12 protein-coding genes and 1 tRNA gene are annotated in these 15,704 nt (G+C 35.0%); 10 read left to right on the top strand and 3 right to left on the bottom strand.

What is annotated here, in order from left to right; genetic code table 11:
- Window positions 1–5: 5 nt before the first annotated feature.
- Both HMPREF9456_RS13100 and HMPREF9456_RS13095 read right to left on the bottom strand, forming a co-directional pair.
- Complete coding sequence (locus tag HMPREF9456_RS13100; protein ID WP_006844018.1) at window positions 6–1,604, bottom strand: ATP-binding cassette domain-containing protein; 1,599 nt, start codon at window positions 1,602–1,604, stop codon at window positions 6–8.
- Entirely contained in the window at window positions 1,597–3,243 is a 1,647-nt protein-coding gene (locus tag HMPREF9456_RS13095) for an ATP-binding cassette domain-containing protein (protein WP_006844017.1), read from the bottom strand. The genes HMPREF9456_RS13100 and HMPREF9456_RS13095 overlap by 8 nt, the downstream gene beginning before the upstream one ends.
- A gap of 260 nt (window positions 3,244–3,503) precedes the next feature.
- Here HMPREF9456_RS13095 and HMPREF9456_RS13090 point away from each other — a divergent pair, with 260 nt between their 5' ends.
- The 8 genes from HMPREF9456_RS13090 to HMPREF9456_RS13055 are packed head-to-tail and all read left to right on the top strand — an operon-like array spanning window position 3,504 to window position 13,450.
- Complete coding sequence (locus HMPREF9456_RS13090) at window positions 3,504–6,470, top strand: TonB-dependent receptor (RefSeq protein WP_006844016.1); 2,967 nt, start codon at window positions 3,504–3,506, stop codon at window positions 6,468–6,470.
- A 52-nt stretch (window positions 6,471–6,522) separates the two neighbouring features.
- Entirely contained in the window at window positions 6,523–7,854 is a 1,332-nt protein-coding gene (locus HMPREF9456_RS13085) for a DUF4876 domain-containing protein (RefSeq protein WP_006844015.1), read from the top strand.
- Window positions 7,855–7,866: 12 nt separating this feature from the next.
- Window positions 7,867–9,480, top strand: coding sequence for a DUF6850 family outer membrane beta-barrel protein (locus tag HMPREF9456_RS13080; RefSeq protein ID WP_006844014.1), 1,614 nt, complete (start codon window positions 7,867–7,869; stop codon window positions 9,478–9,480).
- A 49-nt stretch (window positions 9,481–9,529) separates the two neighbouring features.
- The gene (locus HMPREF9456_RS13075) at window positions 9,530–10,405 is read left to right on the top strand and encodes an ABC transporter ATP-binding protein (protein ID WP_006844013.1); all 876 of its coding nucleotides are present in this window, start codon (window positions 9,530–9,532) and stop codon (window positions 10,403–10,405) included.
- A 23-nt stretch (window positions 10,406–10,428) separates the two neighbouring features.
- Window positions 10,429–11,100: a hypothetical protein gene (locus tag HMPREF9456_RS13070; protein ID WP_006844012.1), complete on the top strand. Its 672-nt coding sequence runs from the start codon at window positions 10,429–10,431 to the stop codon at window positions 11,098–11,100.
- A gap of 30 nt (window positions 11,101–11,130) precedes the next feature.
- Window positions 11,131–12,360, top strand: a complete 1,230-nt coding sequence (locus HMPREF9456_RS13065; protein WP_006844011.1) for a DUF4857 domain-containing protein — start codon at window positions 11,131–11,133, stop codon at window positions 12,358–12,360.
- A 9-nt stretch (window positions 12,361–12,369) separates the two neighbouring features.
- Complete coding sequence (locus HMPREF9456_RS13060; RefSeq protein WP_006844010.1) at window positions 12,370–12,918, top strand: hypothetical protein; 549 nt, start codon at window positions 12,370–12,372, stop codon at window positions 12,916–12,918.
- The gene (locus tag HMPREF9456_RS13055; protein WP_006844009.1) at window positions 12,887–13,450 is read left to right on the top strand and encodes a PepSY-associated TM helix domain-containing protein; all 564 of its coding nucleotides are present in this window, start codon (window positions 12,887–12,889) and stop codon (window positions 13,448–13,450) included. Before HMPREF9456_RS13060 ends, HMPREF9456_RS13055 begins: the two co-directional genes overlap by 32 nt.
- A gap of 117 nt (window positions 13,451–13,567) precedes the next feature.
- On the opposite strand, the gene HMPREF9456_RS13050 is transcribed toward HMPREF9456_RS13055, so the two are convergent.
- A tRNA-Arg gene (locus HMPREF9456_RS13050) sits at window positions 13,568–13,641 on the bottom strand.
- Window positions 13,642–13,863: 222 nt separating this feature from the next.
- On the opposite strand from HMPREF9456_RS13050, the gene HMPREF9456_RS13045 reads away from it, so the two are divergent.
- Window positions 13,864–14,244 (top strand): VOC family protein, encoded by a 381-nt coding sequence (locus HMPREF9456_RS13045; protein ID WP_006844008.1) that lies wholly within the window; start codon window positions 13,864–13,866, stop codon window positions 14,242–14,244.
- Window positions 14,245–14,351: 107 nt separating this feature from the next.
- Window positions 14,352–15,695, top strand: a complete 1,344-nt coding sequence (locus tag HMPREF9456_RS13040) for a hemolysin family protein (protein ID WP_006844007.1) — start codon at window positions 14,352–14,354, stop codon at window positions 15,693–15,695.
- The last annotated feature ends 9 nt before the right edge of the window (window positions 15,696–15,704 follow it).

Here is a 15,704-nt window from a genome sequence, read left to right as displayed (position 1 = left end):
AGCGTTTATATCCTTACAATTTTATCTGATACATATTCAAAATCTTTTAGGTGAGTCGCCATTAGAATTGTAATGTCGGGATATTCACGTTTTATGTTCTGAAATATAGTAATAGCATTTTCGGAACTAATACCGGCTGTTGGTTCATCTACAACTAACAGTTGTGGCTTTTTAAGCAAGGCCTGGGCCAGAAGCAATTTCTTACGCTGCCCACCACTCAGAATTTCACCATTCTCTCCCAACCAACTATCCAATCCATCGGGAAGCGATAAACGCCAGCTAGTAAGATCTACTGTATCTAATACTTGTTCAATCGCTTCATCCGGGTTGCCTTCAAAGTTTTCTCGCAATGTTCCCGTTAATAAATAAGCCTTTTGGGTTACATAAATACATTCCGGAACAGGTAGATGAGATATTTCAATATCGTTATTCCATACTAACGATCCGCTTTTACGATATTCAGGATAAAAAAGGCTGTTTAATAAAGTCGTTTTTCCTTTTCCTGTCTCTCCGAATAGTGAAATCCATTCACCTTTCTTTATTTCTAATGACACCTCTGAGGTAGTCACAGATGTCTCGGGGATCATTGCACTCACATTCTTAAGACTTAGGCTCTCCATTCTTGAATGTACGATTACAGTTTTCAGAGGTTTCTCCCCATCCTTGATAATTCTATCAACATCTTCAACTTGATGAGCAACAGCACTTTTTTCTGATTTTCCCGAAAATAGCATTTCTGCCAATTCGGCCTGTGCCATAATACCGAAAAATATCCCGATGGCTGTAGGTGCATCTATACCATTACCATATGAACTCCATAGTAAAAGCGATGCAATATAACTAAAACCGAGTCCCGCAATTAGCTGCAACCAGAATGAATTGGTTTGTAACTTGTCTTCCAATTGCTCGAGGCCTAATAGCCGTTGTTCGTATTGTCTGATAACTTTCTCTTCCAAACTGTATTTCGATATTTCAATTCTCCCTCTAAAGCTTTGTATAAGAACCTGATTGTTATCTTCTCGGCACATCTTTAGTTCTTCATAGAGTTTTCTGTTTTTCCTGAAAATTAATTGAGGAATAATAAATAAAAGAATGGCTGATGAAATCAAAAATTCTATTGCAATCGTTTGAGAAAAGACAATAAGAAAGAAAAAATATATACTGAGTGAAATGATTAGTGCCGTAAAAGGTAAAAGCCACAAAAGAATGTGATTCAATATCTGGTCGATTCCATGTGTACTGTTCTCTAGTAGTGTTGAATTATTATTTACCTGTTTTTTGAAATAGGGAAATCTGGCTACGGACTGAAAAATTCTCAATTGCAAGCTCTGCTGAGCGTCTAGTGTAGCTTTGTGGTTTTCTAATCGTTCAAAGTATCTTGCAGCCGTTCTGAAAAATGCCATTAAACGTATTATAGCAGATGGTACCAGATACGAAAAAGTAGTACTTGCAGTAACAAACACCACACTACAGATCGCCAAAAACCATCCGGATATAGCGGGAAGGGCAATAAAAGAGATCGTCCACAATATTAGAAGAAATGTTCCTCTCAACCATTTGCCAGCTAAGGGCTTTAATATATATACTCTTATAAATTTATTCATGACTCATTTGCTCTCCCCAATTTAAGTTTACGATTGTATCAGCTACATTATCGAACATTTTCTCATGAGAAGCGACTATAACCAATCGGTCTTCTGCTAATTTCATTATCTCCGGAATGATGATTTCGATTGTATCGGGATCCAGATTGGCTGTAGGCTCATCCAATATTGCTATTGGTTTTGGATACAACATCATTCGGGCTAGTGTAACTAATTGTTTTTCTCCTCCTGACAGTTGTTTGCCATTATGACTTAGTTTAGTTTCCCAACCATCGTCCTTTTTAGCAAGTATTTTATCTAAAAACTCAGGGTATTCTTGTGATTTATTCATTTCATTTTTTAAGAAAACATTATATCTCAAAGTTTCGTCAAAAACGAAAGGAAATTGATTCATGTATGAAGAATTGTTTCTAAGCCACTTTTGCGAATATTTAGTATCCTTTCCATTTACAGAAATGCTATTGTCCTGTACATACAAGCTTCCGGAGCATATTTTAAGCAAGGTTGATTTTCCTGAGCCCGAAATTCCCTTTATTAATACCAGTCCTTTTAAAGGAAATTGTACATTAATATTGTGTAGAACTTTTACTGGTGAATCGGGATAAGCGAAATTTAAATTGTTAATAGTTAAATTATTAAACTGATGATCAATATTGATTGAAGTTGTGTCGATGCCTTCATTTAATATTGGTATTAATAATTTTGCTGCAGCCACAGCTCTGTTTCTGTCATGGTAGGCACTCACGAATTTCCGCAAATAAAAGAAAAAATAAGGAGACATCATAAGTAAAAATAATGCAATCTGAAAGTCGTAACCTTTTCCGTAATTAGGTCCTGTCATAATACCAAGAAGACTCATCCCTAAATAGATTGCAACGACAGCAATACAAATAGTAACGAATAGCTCTAATACTGCTGACGATAAAATAGCTACTCGCATGACATTAGTCGTTGCTTTATTTAACTCCTTACTTTTTTCCGACAAAAAATTATATTGAGGTCTGAAGTTATCTAAATTAACTATTTCGGCTATAGTTTGAAGACGATTGTAAAATACAGCTGAATATTTCAAAAAGAGATTAATATGTTTTTTATGAAGAGCTTCAGCACCTATGCCTATTATTATCATTTGCATTGGGATAACAATCAATGAAACCAAGAGTGTAAGGCCAACCCATTTTTCGATCCAAAAACTAACAATCAGTATCATCCCACTAACCAAAAGGGATGCCATTGCGTATGGAATAAAAAAGGCGTAAAAAGGTTTCAAATCCTCACAAATTCTGGTAATGTAGAGGGTGCTTGCTACAGAGTCTAATTTATTGTTGTTTAATAATATTGGATATAGATTTTTTTTGACTTTGGATACAATCGTATTTCCCGCTTTATAATTGAATATCGAAGCAAAATGAGCAAAGATATATCTAGCTGTAAGAAATACTAATGCATATAGGAGAGGATGTGGCAAAAGTAATCCGCGATCGAGCCATAAGGCTGCAAATTCAGATAAATACCAGCAAAAAACGATAAAAGATACCGCACTTAAAATAGTAAATACTGCAGCTAAAATATATGAACCTTTAGCTTCTGTTATTTTTTTACTCAGCCATCGGGATGCATTATCTTGGTTTGAACTCATAATGATTATCTATAATTTTGGTTCATTCATCAACAAAGATAATGAATTACTCCATGTTGTTACAACATATAGTAATGATTTTCCTCAATCTTGGTTTTATACTACAAGAAACAAATTAGGTAATATTAATAGCTATTTTATAAAAACAGAGTCGAGATACCTACTATATGTTATTAATTAGACCTAAAATACCAAGAAAATGCGATTGAAGGCCTTTCTTTCAACAACTAAATTTGCATTTCTAATATTTTATAAAATCAATGAAAAAGAGTTTATTACTCTGCTTTTTATTTTTATGCATTATTGAATCTGCATATTGCCAGTTCTACACTATATCGGGAAAACTCTTAGACAAGAAACATCAAACGCCCATAGAGTATGCTACAATCTCTATCTCAGATCTTGGCTTAGCTGTTATTTCCGACATTGAAGGGAAATTCACTATTAAAAATATTCCGGCTGGATTTTTTGAGCTGAATATTTCTATTTTGGGATATGAGAAAAAAGCATTCAAAATACAAGTAGATAAGAATAAAAACGATCTGCTTTTTTATTTGGCAGAGGATAACTTACTATTGAAAGAAATAGTTGTTACTGCCGAGAAGAAAGTGGAAGATCTTACAACAGCCTATACTATCGAACGTGCAGCATTGGATCAGATACAAGTGTTGAATATTACTGAAATAGCAGCTCTTTTACCCGGAGGCCAAACAAGTAAAAAAATAAATTTAGCTATTAGTCGTGCAGGTGCCGACCGCTTTAATCTTCGCTCTAACGGAGGAAGTGAACTAGGCTTATCTTCTTTTGGAACAGTAGTTGAAGTCGATGGTGTACGAATATCCAACAATAGTCAATTTATAAAAGAAGTAAAGGGAGCTGATACCCGCAATATCGCTTCAAATAATATTGAGTCTGTAGAGGTTATAACGGGAGTTCCTTCTGTCGAGCATGGAGACTTATCCAATGGAATGATACGTATAAATTCGAAGAAAGGCAAATCGCCATTAAATATAGAACTAAGTACTAAGCCGAATACAAAATCTATCGCTTTCGATAAAGGCTTCCTTTTAGGGAAGAAGTGGGGGATACTTAATACGAGTTTTGAGCATACAAAATCCAACTCCGATATAGCTTCTCCTTATACAACTTATGTAAGAAATAATCTATCTCTGATTTATTCCAAGGCATTTAATCCGTATCGGAATAATCCTTTGAATTTTTCTTTAGGTTTGACAGGGAATGTTGGAGGCTATAATTCGAAAGGAGATCCGGATGCTTTTGTAGATACTTATACAAAAGAAAGGGATAATGCACTTCGGTTGAACATGAAGCTAGATTGGCTGCTTAACAAACCGTGGATTACTAAATTAGAATTTTCGGGAACTCTTAATTATTCGGATCTACAAAGTGAGAAGAAAGAAAACAAGGACAGTAATACTTCAACTGCTGCTATTCATACATCAGAATCTGGTTATTTTATCGGTTCTTTCTATGACATCAACCCGAATGCTGAGATTATACTGATCCCCGGAGGATATTGGTATACAACAAGAAGAGAAGATAGTAAACCTCTTTTGTTTACAACAAAGATGAAAGCTAATTGGATACGAAAATTCGGGGATGTAACTAATCGCTTCATGCTAGGATCAGATTTTAATCGGACTACAAATCTAGGCAAGGGAATATATTATACCGATATGCGCTATGCTCCTACATGGAGAGAATATAAATATAGCGATCAGTCTGCAGTAAATAATCTGGCTCTTTTTGCCGAAAATGAGGTAACTTTTCTCTTACCTAGTGAAACTTCATTAAAGGCATCAGTTGGTCTTCGAAGTGATTTAACATATATAAGTAAATCCGAGTACGGAACAATTAATAGTTTGTCACCTCGGATTAGTGCAAAATATATATTTTGGAATCGCCCCCAAAACACTCTTTCTTTAATGAGTTTACGTGCAGGATTTGGAGATGCTGTAAAGCTTCCTTCTTCTTATATATTAAATCCAACTCCTACCTATCAGGATAGATTAGTCTTTACACCAGGTACAACGGCAGGAAACACAACGTATTACGCATACAGTACGATGCCCAGTACAACTATTTACAATCCGAATCTTAAATGGCAAAGAAGCCGTTTAATAGAATTAGAATTTAATGCTCGTATTGGACAAGTAGATATTTCGTTACTAGCCTATAATAGTAAGACAATAAATCCCTATGCTGAAGCTACGCTATACACTCCGTATTCCTATAAATTTACAGATCAGACAGCACTTGAAAATAATTTAATTCCTGAAGCTAACCGTTCATACGCAATAGATAAGACTACCGGAATAGTTACCGTCTCAGATTTGACAGGAAATTTGCCTAGCCAACAGTTAGCTTATAAAGAAAGGAATACATTTAAGACCAATAGTTATTATTACAATGAATCTGATTTTTCGAAAAGAGGGCTGGAATGGGTAATTAATTTCGGAAAAATCCCCTCTATTCATACTTCATTCCAAGTAGATGGATCTTATAACTATTATAAGGGGTTAAAAACAAAGTTGATAGCATATTCGCCTAGCCTTTCTCAAAATATGGCTGATGGAAATCCTTATAAATATATCGGTCTATATGAAGGTACAGATGAAGTTGCTAATGGCAGCCTCTCTAAAAAAATAACAAATAATCTTTCGATAAGTACTCATATACCAGCAATACGCCTCATAGTATCTCTTCGATTGGAAAGTTGCTTGTATGATTATAAGCAAAAATTGAGCGAATCATCTACAGGTTCACGAGGTTTTGTAATAGACAACAGAAGTGATTACATCCCTTCAAATTCAGAGACAAATATCTATAAAGGGGATTATTTCGTTGCTCTTTATCCTTTATATTATGTGAGCTTGGATGATATGAATACAAAAATTCCATTTAAAGAAAAGTTCTTATGGGCCAAAGATAATGATTCCGCTTTATTCAACGAGCTGGCAAGAATGGTGGTTCGGTCAAATGTCAATTATTATTTCAAGCCCACAGATATATCCGCATATTTTTCAGCAAATCTGAATGTGACGAAAGAGTTAGGTGACCATGTTTCAATATCATTTCTGGCAAATAACTTTTTTAATAATGTTGCTAAGGTTAAGAATAAACAAAGTAACAGTGGATATTCCTTATTCGGCTCAGGTTATTTACCTGAATTTTATTACGGACTGACTCTCCGTATCAAACTGTAAAAGGATGATTGAGGAATATGCAAAATAAATATAAACATATAAAAAGTAACTTATGAATTTACAAAAATTATTTTTCTTACTAATAGCAGTTCTTACTATAGGAACTTCTTGTAATGACACTGATGATAATGATAAATATCAAACTTATGATGTGGCTGTTAAGCTGGTTTATCCGGATGATTACACTTCATCAGATGATGTTATTGTTAAACTGGTTAATACAACTACCACTGCAGCATATACCGCTACTACAGACGCTTCGGGAGTGGCATCCTTTAAAGTCTCTACAGGCATCTATCAGGTGACAGCGACTGATAATAGGGCAGTTGGTGGAAGCTCTTATGTTTTGAATGGTCAATCGAATCTTACGATTGGTAATAATTGGGTTAGTACCGCTCCTGTTGAATTAAAATTGAATGCATCCAAGACAGGACAAATAGTTATCAAAGAATTATATGTTGGAGGATGTCAAAAGAATGATGGATCGGGAAAGTTTCAGAATGATGCATATGTTGTTTTGTATAATAACTCAAGTATTGATTTGAGCTTAGAAAATACGGCGTTAGGTACAACTATACCTTATAATTTTACATCTGCTAATAAATACTATTCGAACGGAAAACTTTCGTATGAGGCAGAGGGATGGGTTCCGGCAGGAGCAGCTATCTGGTATTTTAAGAATCCGGTAAAAATAGCATCCGGAAAACAAATTGTAATTGCGTTAAAAAATGCAGTTGATAATACTACGACCTATAGTAATTCGGTAAATTTAGCGAACTCTGAATATTATTGTACATATGATATCTCGGGACAATATACAAATACAACTTCTTATCCTTCCCCGGCTTCTGTTATTCCTACAAGTCATTACTTGTCAGCATCTGTTTATGGAGCGGGTAATGCATGGCCTCTAAGTACTATATCTCCAGCATTCTTTATTTTTAATACACAAGAAACAACTCCGGCAGCATTTGCCAGTGATGCAACAAAAAGAGAAGATTATTTCGGAAGTACGGCATTAGTAAGCTTAAAGGTTCCGGTAGAATGGGTTCTTGATGGTGTAGAAATAAAAGGACAAGGAGTTGATGGCGTTAAGCGATTAACCTCTACAGTTGATGCGGGCTATGTAACAATGATTAATGGTTTTGGGTACTCAATATACCGTAATGTAGATAAAGAAGCAACGGAGGCAGTTGAAAGTAATGCAGGAAAGTTGGTTTATAATTATTCATTGGGAACAATTGACCAACAAGATGGAACAACCGATCCAAGTACAATCGATGCCGAAGCCTCAATAAAAAATGGTGCGCGCATTATATATAAAGATACCAATAATTCAACAAACGACTTTCATCAACGTAAGAAAGCTTCGCTGAAAGATTAATACACAAAAATAATGGCTAAAAAAGTACATAATATAACGATTCTTTTGCTTCTTGTTGGATTTTGTATACCAAAGAAGCTAATTGCCCAATACGAAAAAACAGGATGGGAAAGTTATGAGTATGTACAAGAATCAAATCCCTGGCTGCATTCTGATAATGCAGCCGGGCTTCATACTATTACTATCGACAATCTCTCTTATGCCGAAGCTTATTTTAATAAGAAAAACGGTAAATTAAGAAACTACTTTCAGTCTGATAATAGTTTCGAATCTGGAGCAGATGTGAAATCTTTATATCGATTAAATTCCAAAACAATATTTTATGGAAATGTAAATTATAGCCATTTTGAAGGCAAAAATATGGGGGGAGCTACTTTTATTGATCCTTATGTAACCCCATTCAACATCGTAGAATATGCAGATAGTACGCAGGGGAAAAAGGCGTTGGATATATATCATCTGATAGGGGCATTTAGTACGGAACTTGCGAGAGGATTTAATGTAGGAACAAAATTAGATTATAAAACTTCTAATTATGCCAAATTTAAAGATCTTCGTCATGAAAACAGAGAAATGGACTTAATTCTTACATTAGGAGCTGCTTATCGGATATCTCCATTTTGGGAAGCTGGTATTAATTACACATATCGACGTAGGATCGAAGAAATACGTTTTCAATCATATGGCAATACAGATCAACAGTTTAACTCATTGATAGACTTTGGTGTTTTTTATGGGCATCAAGTACGATTCAGTAAAAATGATAGTTATACTGAGGCTAATACTCGCAAACCTCTATTTGAAGAGTTTCAAGCAGCATCCCTTCAATTAAATTTCACATTATCTCCTAATATTTTGTTTTTTAATGAATTGACTTTGAGGTGGAGAGACGGATATTATGGGAAGCGTGGCACATCGTCCGTCGTATATACAGAACATACTTCTAAAATAAATGAGTATCGGGGTAATTTGACATTGCTAAATAGTAACGATCGCCACATACTCTCATTTAATATAAGTAGAGAATTGCTCAAGAACTATGAAAATTCATATCAAAAAAGTACGCTATCAAATGGAACTACGGTGATTCACTATTCGAGCCAAGAAGAAATGTTGAATAAGACAATATGGAAATTTAGTGCTGGATATACGGCATATCTTGGCGTAAAAGATTATTCTCCTATATGGATATTGAAGATTAATGGAGAAGCAAATAATATGAAGCAAACTGTTTCTATTTATCCGAATTACCGCAAACAAGATATAAATCAATGGAGTGTAGGAATGTCCGCGAGTCGTAATATTCTAAAATCATTAAATCAGTATAGTTTAACTCTTGGATTCGGTTATATTTCAGGAGGAGGTAACGAAAAGAAAGATGGGGCTTATGATTCTTCCACTCAAGGATCTACCTCTGTTAGTTTAGATCGTTATATCTACCGGGAATTCGAATATCTGACGACAGGCCGTGTCCGAGGAAATGTAAGCTTTCGTTATTCAAGACTTTTTCCAGGCAAGATAAAAGGGTATGCACAATTTAATTATGCTTTTACAAATGCCTCTTCTACCAAATACATTGGTAAAACTTTTAATGAGCTGGCTCTATCGGTAGGAGTTGGCTTTTAATAAATAGAATAAGGAATCACTAAGAACAACTATCATAAAAGAACCAATTATGGATACAATTATTCAGTGTGACAAAATAACACACTATTATGGGACAAAACTTATCTACCAAGACTTGAGTTTTGAAGTCAAGGAAGGTAAGATATTAGGGTTACTCGGAAAAAATGGAACGGGAAAGACCACAATTATAAATATCCTCAACGGATATCTACGTCCACAAGCAGGTGTGTGTCGAATTTTTGGTGAAGAGATGGATCACTTTACGCCACAGACCAAAGCTCGTATAGGTCTTTTGCTCGAAGGGCATATACAGCATACGTATTTTAATGTTGTACAAATAGAGAAATTCTATAGTAGTTTCTTCTCGAATTGGAACAGAGATGCGTATTATGAATTGCTGAAAAAACTACAGGTAACTAAAACTCAGAAGATAAGTACGATGTCTTGCGGGCAACGTTCTCAAGTAGCTCTCGGATTACTATTTGCGCAAAATCCCGATTTGTTGATTCTCGACGATTTCTCCATGGGATTAGATCCCGGCTATCGCCGCTTGTTCATCGAATATTTGAAAGAATATGCCACAGCCGAAGATAAAACGATTTTCCTTACATCCCATATAATACAAGATATGGAAATGCTTATCGATGATTGTATTATTCTTGATTATGGTAAAATATTACTTCACCAACCTACAAGTTACATCATGAATCAATTTAAACGCTATCGCTTTACAACCAAGAGGGAAGAGGTAGGTGTTGTAGATGGATTATGGAATACAGAAAAGATCGGATCCTTCTGGGAAACTTATTCCTTTGACGGAATAGAAGCTGTGAATCAAAAATTAGCTCCTTTTGCTGTTGCTGAGGTAAAAGAAGAAGCATTGACGTTAGAAGATGCTTTTATAGGTTTGACAGGTAAATATTAATAAGAAATAGAATAAAAACAAATATGATACAAGCTCTTTTATTTAAAGAATGGATTAAAACCCGACGTGTAGTTACCTTAATAGGGATTATCTTCGTTGCTCTGATTATTTACACACTGATAAATACCGGACAACAATTTCGTATTGGAGGTGCTGTACAAATTTGGTCGACAGTGATACTTAAAGACATGCCCATTCTCCCCGGATTTGCACAATGGATTCCCCTTTTGGCAGGTCTTTTATTAGGTATCTCTCAATTTGTCCCTGAAATGCATGACAAGCGTCTTAAATTGACTTTGCATTTACCGATGTTAGAAACAAAAATTATGTCTGTCTTACTCTTTTTTGGAATAGGCATTTTATTGTTTATCTTTCTATTAAGCTATCTTATATTATCGTTTTCTTTTTCCTTCTATTATCCTTTAGAAATAATAAAAGCAATGATATGGAGTAATCTACCCTATTTGCTTGCAGGTATTTTTGGATACTTATTTGCTGCATGGATAAGCCTTGAACCCGTATGGCGTCAACGGATAGGATATACATTGGCCTCTATTGGTTTTCTTTCTTTCCTATTCATCCGCTCTGTTTCAGGAGCCTATGTACCATTTATGCCATATCTTGTAGTTTTAATTATTCTTTGCTTTTTCTTTCCCTTCTATTCTATGTATCGGTTTAAAGATGGAGCACAATAACGGAATATTAATTGATAGAAAGTTACAGAAATGAAGTTTAAAAATATTATTTATATAATTATACTGCTGTTCATAACCTTAATAGGAATGTGGGCAATTCCTGCTTTGGTAAATAAAGCAACATATAACTCTGACCAATATCCCTTTGCCTATTACAGTACAATACTGAAAGATATTGGCCTAATAGATTACAAAAACAAAAAATTCCCCATGGAAGATTTGAAGGGGAACAAATATAATACAGCGCAGTTCGACTCCCTGATGCCAATGTTGAATTATCGTCAGTTGATGACTGATGGGAAATTGCCGGATAGTATCAATGGGCAAAAAATAACCCCACAATTACTTCGGTCTAAATCGCTTGTTTATAAATATAAGCCATCAGATATAAATACTCCGGTCAATGGGCTTTATATTTTATTAGAAACTATGCCTAAGCGTGTAGGGTTAGAAATTCCGAACGATGTGTTTCGTCTTAAAAATAACATTGAGTTTATTGATGCGCAAACCAATACATTGGAAGTTGAAAAAAGTAGGCTTTTTCAAGAGGCTCTCGACAAAGAAGAGTTTCAGTATCCCGCCCAATGGCTTATAGGAAATCCAAATCCACGTAAGCCTTACGATGAAGGATATTTTGTGTTGGATGCTAACAATCAATTATTCCATATGAAGATGGTTAACAACCGTCCTTATATAAAGAATACAAAAATCGGGGAAAAGATACAGGCTTCATATTTCTCGATGCTGGAAGTTGCCGATAAAAGATTCTATGGATTTCTTTTCAGCAAAAAAGGCGAACTATTTATTATCGAAAATGATGGAGCTAATTATAAAACGGTGAAATTCGATATAGATCCGATAGATATGCAAAAAGACGAAGTAATCTTGATGGGCAATATGTTCGATTGGACTGTTTCCGTCGTGACTCCTTTTGCTAAAAGGATTTATGCATTAGATGCCGAAACCCTAAAAAGAATTGGAGAGCATACTATTGATCGTACACCGGGTAGATGGGATGCTGTTTCTAAATGGACATTTCCTGTATATTTAACTCTCGAAGAATCAGAGACTAGCTATATACAACCCTATTTTCACTATATAGGGATTTATGGCTTTGCAGTAAATCTAATTATAGCATTCTTGACAGTTATTTTTATAACGGGTTCACCTAAAAGGAAGATTTTTAATGGAATATATATCTTTTTAACCGGTATAGCTGGCTTAGTAGCCTTGTTAATCTTGCCTAATCCAAAAAAATAAATAAAGTATATGAAAAAAATTATGTTATTAGCCTATATGGCTATTTGTTTAGTCTCTTGCACAAGCAAGAACACAGAAAATAAAGGAAATAATGCAGATTCGGCATCTGTAGCTCAAGTATCGGGTCTTGCCATGTATCCATTAGATAGCTTATTGGCTGAGGCAGACCAATTAGTAAATAAAAAAGTAATAGTTAAAGGTAGTGTAACGCACACATGTAAGCATTCGGGTAAACGTTGTTTTATTGTGGGTGACAACGAAAATGTATCTATGCGGGTAGAAGCTAAAGGAAATATAGGTGGTTTCAATCGCGAATTGGTAGGATCTGAATTAGCAATCACCGGAGTATTAAAAGAACGTCGCTTGACTAAAGAATATATAGATCAGTACGAAAAGGATGTAAACGAAAAGAAAGTGAGAGAAGACGGTTCTGCCGAAACGTGCCAGGCCGAACTTGCTAATATTAGCGAGATGCGTGATTGGATGAAGAAAAACAATAAAGATTATTACGCCATTTACTATTTAGATGGAGAAGAATTCAGTATCGTCGAGCAGTAGAACATTGCGCCGTTGGGCAAGGATTATTCATAGGGACTTAGGATTTCTGATGGTTGGTGTAAGTCTCGTTTATGCGATATCAGGAATTCTTCTGAACCATATGAACGGAAAAGATCCGGCTTTCCATACCGAAGAGATAACACTACAAGCTGAAAAAGGACTCAGTTCACAAGAATTGACATATTGGTGGAACGATAGGAATGATGTTCCGCCTTTGCGGAAAATTCTATCAATAGATGATCAGCATCTTAGATTGATGCTAGACGCTGGAGTTGGCGTTTATAATTCGGACAGTGGAATACTGGATTACGAAAAGCATAGCAAACGACAGTTCATTTATTGGATAAATAAGCTTCACTACAATAAAGTAAAGGGCTGGAGTGTTATGGCAGATTTCTTTGCCCTATCTCTCATTTTCTTTGCTTTCTCAGGTCTTATTATGGTAAAAGGGAAAAATGGTATTAGTGGACGGGGTAAATGGTACCTACTACTGGGACTTATAATTCCAGTCCTTTATATCGTGCTTTCTTGATTTCTAGGTAAAAGAGTATGTTTATTTTTGAGCATATTCTTTTTTTGTAGTTAATATTCCCGCCTAAAAAAACAGCTATATATCAACAAAATATATAGCTGTTCTGAATAAATCAAGTGATCCCGAAGCGATTCGAACGCTTGACCCACAGCTTAGAAGGCTGTTGCTCTATCCAGCTGAGCTACGGGACCTCACCTTTTGCTTTTAAGCGAGTGCAAAGATAGTACTTTTTATAAAAAGAAAAAGACTTTATTTCAAAAGTTTTCAATTTTTAGTGCTTAAATAAATTAGAGTCATCTAAATCAAATATTTATAATAATCTATATGTAAAAGATTATCAAAAGACAAGAGATAAAGTCAACCGTTTATTTTATTCATATTATATTTGTATTTTTATTAAAAGAAAAAGAATTATGGAAATAAAAGGAAGATTTGATCATTTCAATATAAATGTAACAGATTTGGATAAAAGCATCAGTTTTTATAAAAAAGCATTAGGGCTGAGAGAGATGAGACGTAAAGAGGCTTCAGACGGATCTTTTATTCTTGTATATTTGGGAGATGGTGTTAGCCCTTTTTCTTTGGAATTAACATGGCTGAGAGACCATCCTCAAGCTTATGAATTGGGAGAAAATGAAAGCCACTTATGTATAAGAGTCGATGGTGATTATGATAAAATCAGAGAATTTCACAAAGAGATGGGATGTGTTTGTTACGAAAATCATAGCATGGGACTCTATTTTATAAATGACCCCGATGATTACTGGATTGAAGTTTTACCTATCAATAGATAATATATTTCCAACAATTTATTAATACTAATTGATATTGATTTATTCGTTTTTGTTAAACAAATATACATTTATATTATCTTTGTAGCTATTACCATTCATATAAAAATATGGACATTGTCGTATCGATACTAATTACACTTTTATTTGTTTTTCTTAATGGTTTTTTTGTTGCAGCCGAATTTGCAATTGTCAAAGTAAGATCTTCTCAACTGGAACTGAAAGCTCAGGCAGGCAGTCGTACTGCAATCTTGTCAAAGCGTATAGTTTCACATCTTGATGCATATCTTGCAGCTACTCAGTTTGGTATTACTATTGCCAGCTTGGCTTTAGGGTGGATTGGTGAGCCTGTTGTTTCTAAAATAATAAAAGAATTGATAGGACTATTCGGATTGGAGCTTGCACCGAATATTCTTTCAACTATTTCTCTTATTACGGCATTTGTTATTATTACTATACTCCACATTGTTTTAGGTGAATTAGCTCCTAAATCGTTAGCAATACAGCGATCGGAACAAACAACATTGGCTGTAGCATATCCTTTGCATGCTTTTTATTGGTTATGTCGACCATTTATATGGATGCTAAATGGTATTGCCAATTTTATACTGAAACTAGTTGGTTTACATACCGTTTCGGAGCAAGAAGTATATAGTAGTGATGAGCTGCGCTACCTTGTTGATCAGGCTAAGGAAAGCGGAAATGTAGATAGTGCCGAATTTGATATTATTCAAAATGCGTTTGATTTTTCAGAACGGACAGCACGTCAGATAATGGTACCTCGCACTCAAGTTGTGGCTATTGATGCTAACGATTATGATGAGAAAACCCTCGAATTTGTAATAGAAGAAGGATATTCCCGCATTCCATGTTATGAAGATAATATAGATAACACGATTGGTGTTGTTCATCTAAAAGATATATTGAAAAAGATGCGGATAAATGGAACTGTAGATATACGTTCTATTATTCGTCCTGTTTCATTTACTCCTGAGACTAAAAGGATTGGTCAATTACTGAAAGAATTTCAAGTAAAGCATCAGCAAATAGCAATGGTGCTTAACGAGTATGGTGGGGTAGAAGGGGTTATTACGATGGAGGATATTCTCGAAGAATTGGTAGGTGAGATTCAAGATGAGTATGACAATGAAATTCCTTTTGTAGAACAAACCGGAGATAATACATATTCCGTAATTGCTACGGCAGCTATATCCGATATTAATGATGAACTACCACATCCTATCGATAAGGATAAGCAATACGATACATTGGCCGGCTACTTAATAGATAAGTTTGGTCGTATTCCTAATACTCACGACAAGCTTGAGGCCGAAGACTATCAGTTTACTGTAGTAAAGAAAAATAAGGCTTCGATAGTTTTAGTGCAACTCAAAGATCTGGCTCAAGATGAACAATCTGAAGATACAGAACAAGCCAAAACATCTCAGATTTGAATAAAAAAA

The sequence above is a fragment of the Dysgonomonas mossii DSM 22836 genome (assembly GCF_000213575.1).
Classification (GTDB): domain Bacteria; phylum Bacteroidota; class Bacteroidia; order Bacteroidales; family Dysgonomonadaceae; genus Dysgonomonas; species Dysgonomonas mossii.
The sequence above is the reverse complement of the archived record's forward strand: the minus strand, read 5'-3'. Positions and strand labels throughout refer to the sequence as shown.

Coding starts and splice junctions, on each gene's coding strand:
- HMPREF9456_RS13070 (WP_006844012.1), top strand. CDS start 10,429: ATGATACAAGCTCTTTTATTTAAAGAATGGATTAAAACCCGACGTGTA.
- HMPREF9456_RS13085 (WP_006844015.1), top strand. CDS start 6,523: ATGAATTTACAAAAATTATTTTTCTTACTAATAGCAGTTCTTACTATA.
- HMPREF9456_RS13090 (WP_006844016.1), top strand. CDS start 3,504: ATGAAAAAGAGTTTATTACTCTGCTTTTTATTTTTATGCATTATTGAA.
- HMPREF9456_RS13045 (WP_006844008.1), top strand. CDS start 13,864: ATGGAAATAAAAGGAAGATTTGATCATTTCAATATAAATGTAACAGAT.
- HMPREF9456_RS13060 (WP_006844010.1), top strand. CDS start 12,370: ATGAAAAAAATTATGTTATTAGCCTATATGGCTATTTGTTTAGTCTCT.
- HMPREF9456_RS13065 (WP_006844011.1), top strand. CDS start 11,131: ATGAAGTTTAAAAATATTATTTATATAATTATACTGCTGTTCATAACC.
- HMPREF9456_RS13080 (WP_006844014.1), top strand. CDS start 7,867: ATGGCTAAAAAAGTACATAATATAACGATTCTTTTGCTTCTTGTTGGA.
- HMPREF9456_RS13100 (WP_006844018.1), bottom strand. CDS start 1,604: ATGAATAAATTTATAAGAGTATATATATTAAAGCCCTTAGCTGGCAAA.
- HMPREF9456_RS13095 (WP_006844017.1), bottom strand. CDS start 3,243: ATGAGTTCAAACCAAGATAATGCATCCCGATGGCTGAGTAAAAAAATA.
- HMPREF9456_RS13055 (WP_006844009.1), top strand. CDS start 12,887: ATGGAGAAGAATTCAGTATCGTCGAGCAGTAGAACATTGCGCCGTTGG.
- HMPREF9456_RS13075 (WP_006844013.1), top strand. CDS start 9,530: ATGGATACAATTATTCAGTGTGACAAAATAACACACTATTATGGGACA.
- HMPREF9456_RS13040 (WP_006844007.1), top strand. CDS start 14,352: ATGGACATTGTCGTATCGATACTAATTACACTTTTATTTGTTTTTCTT.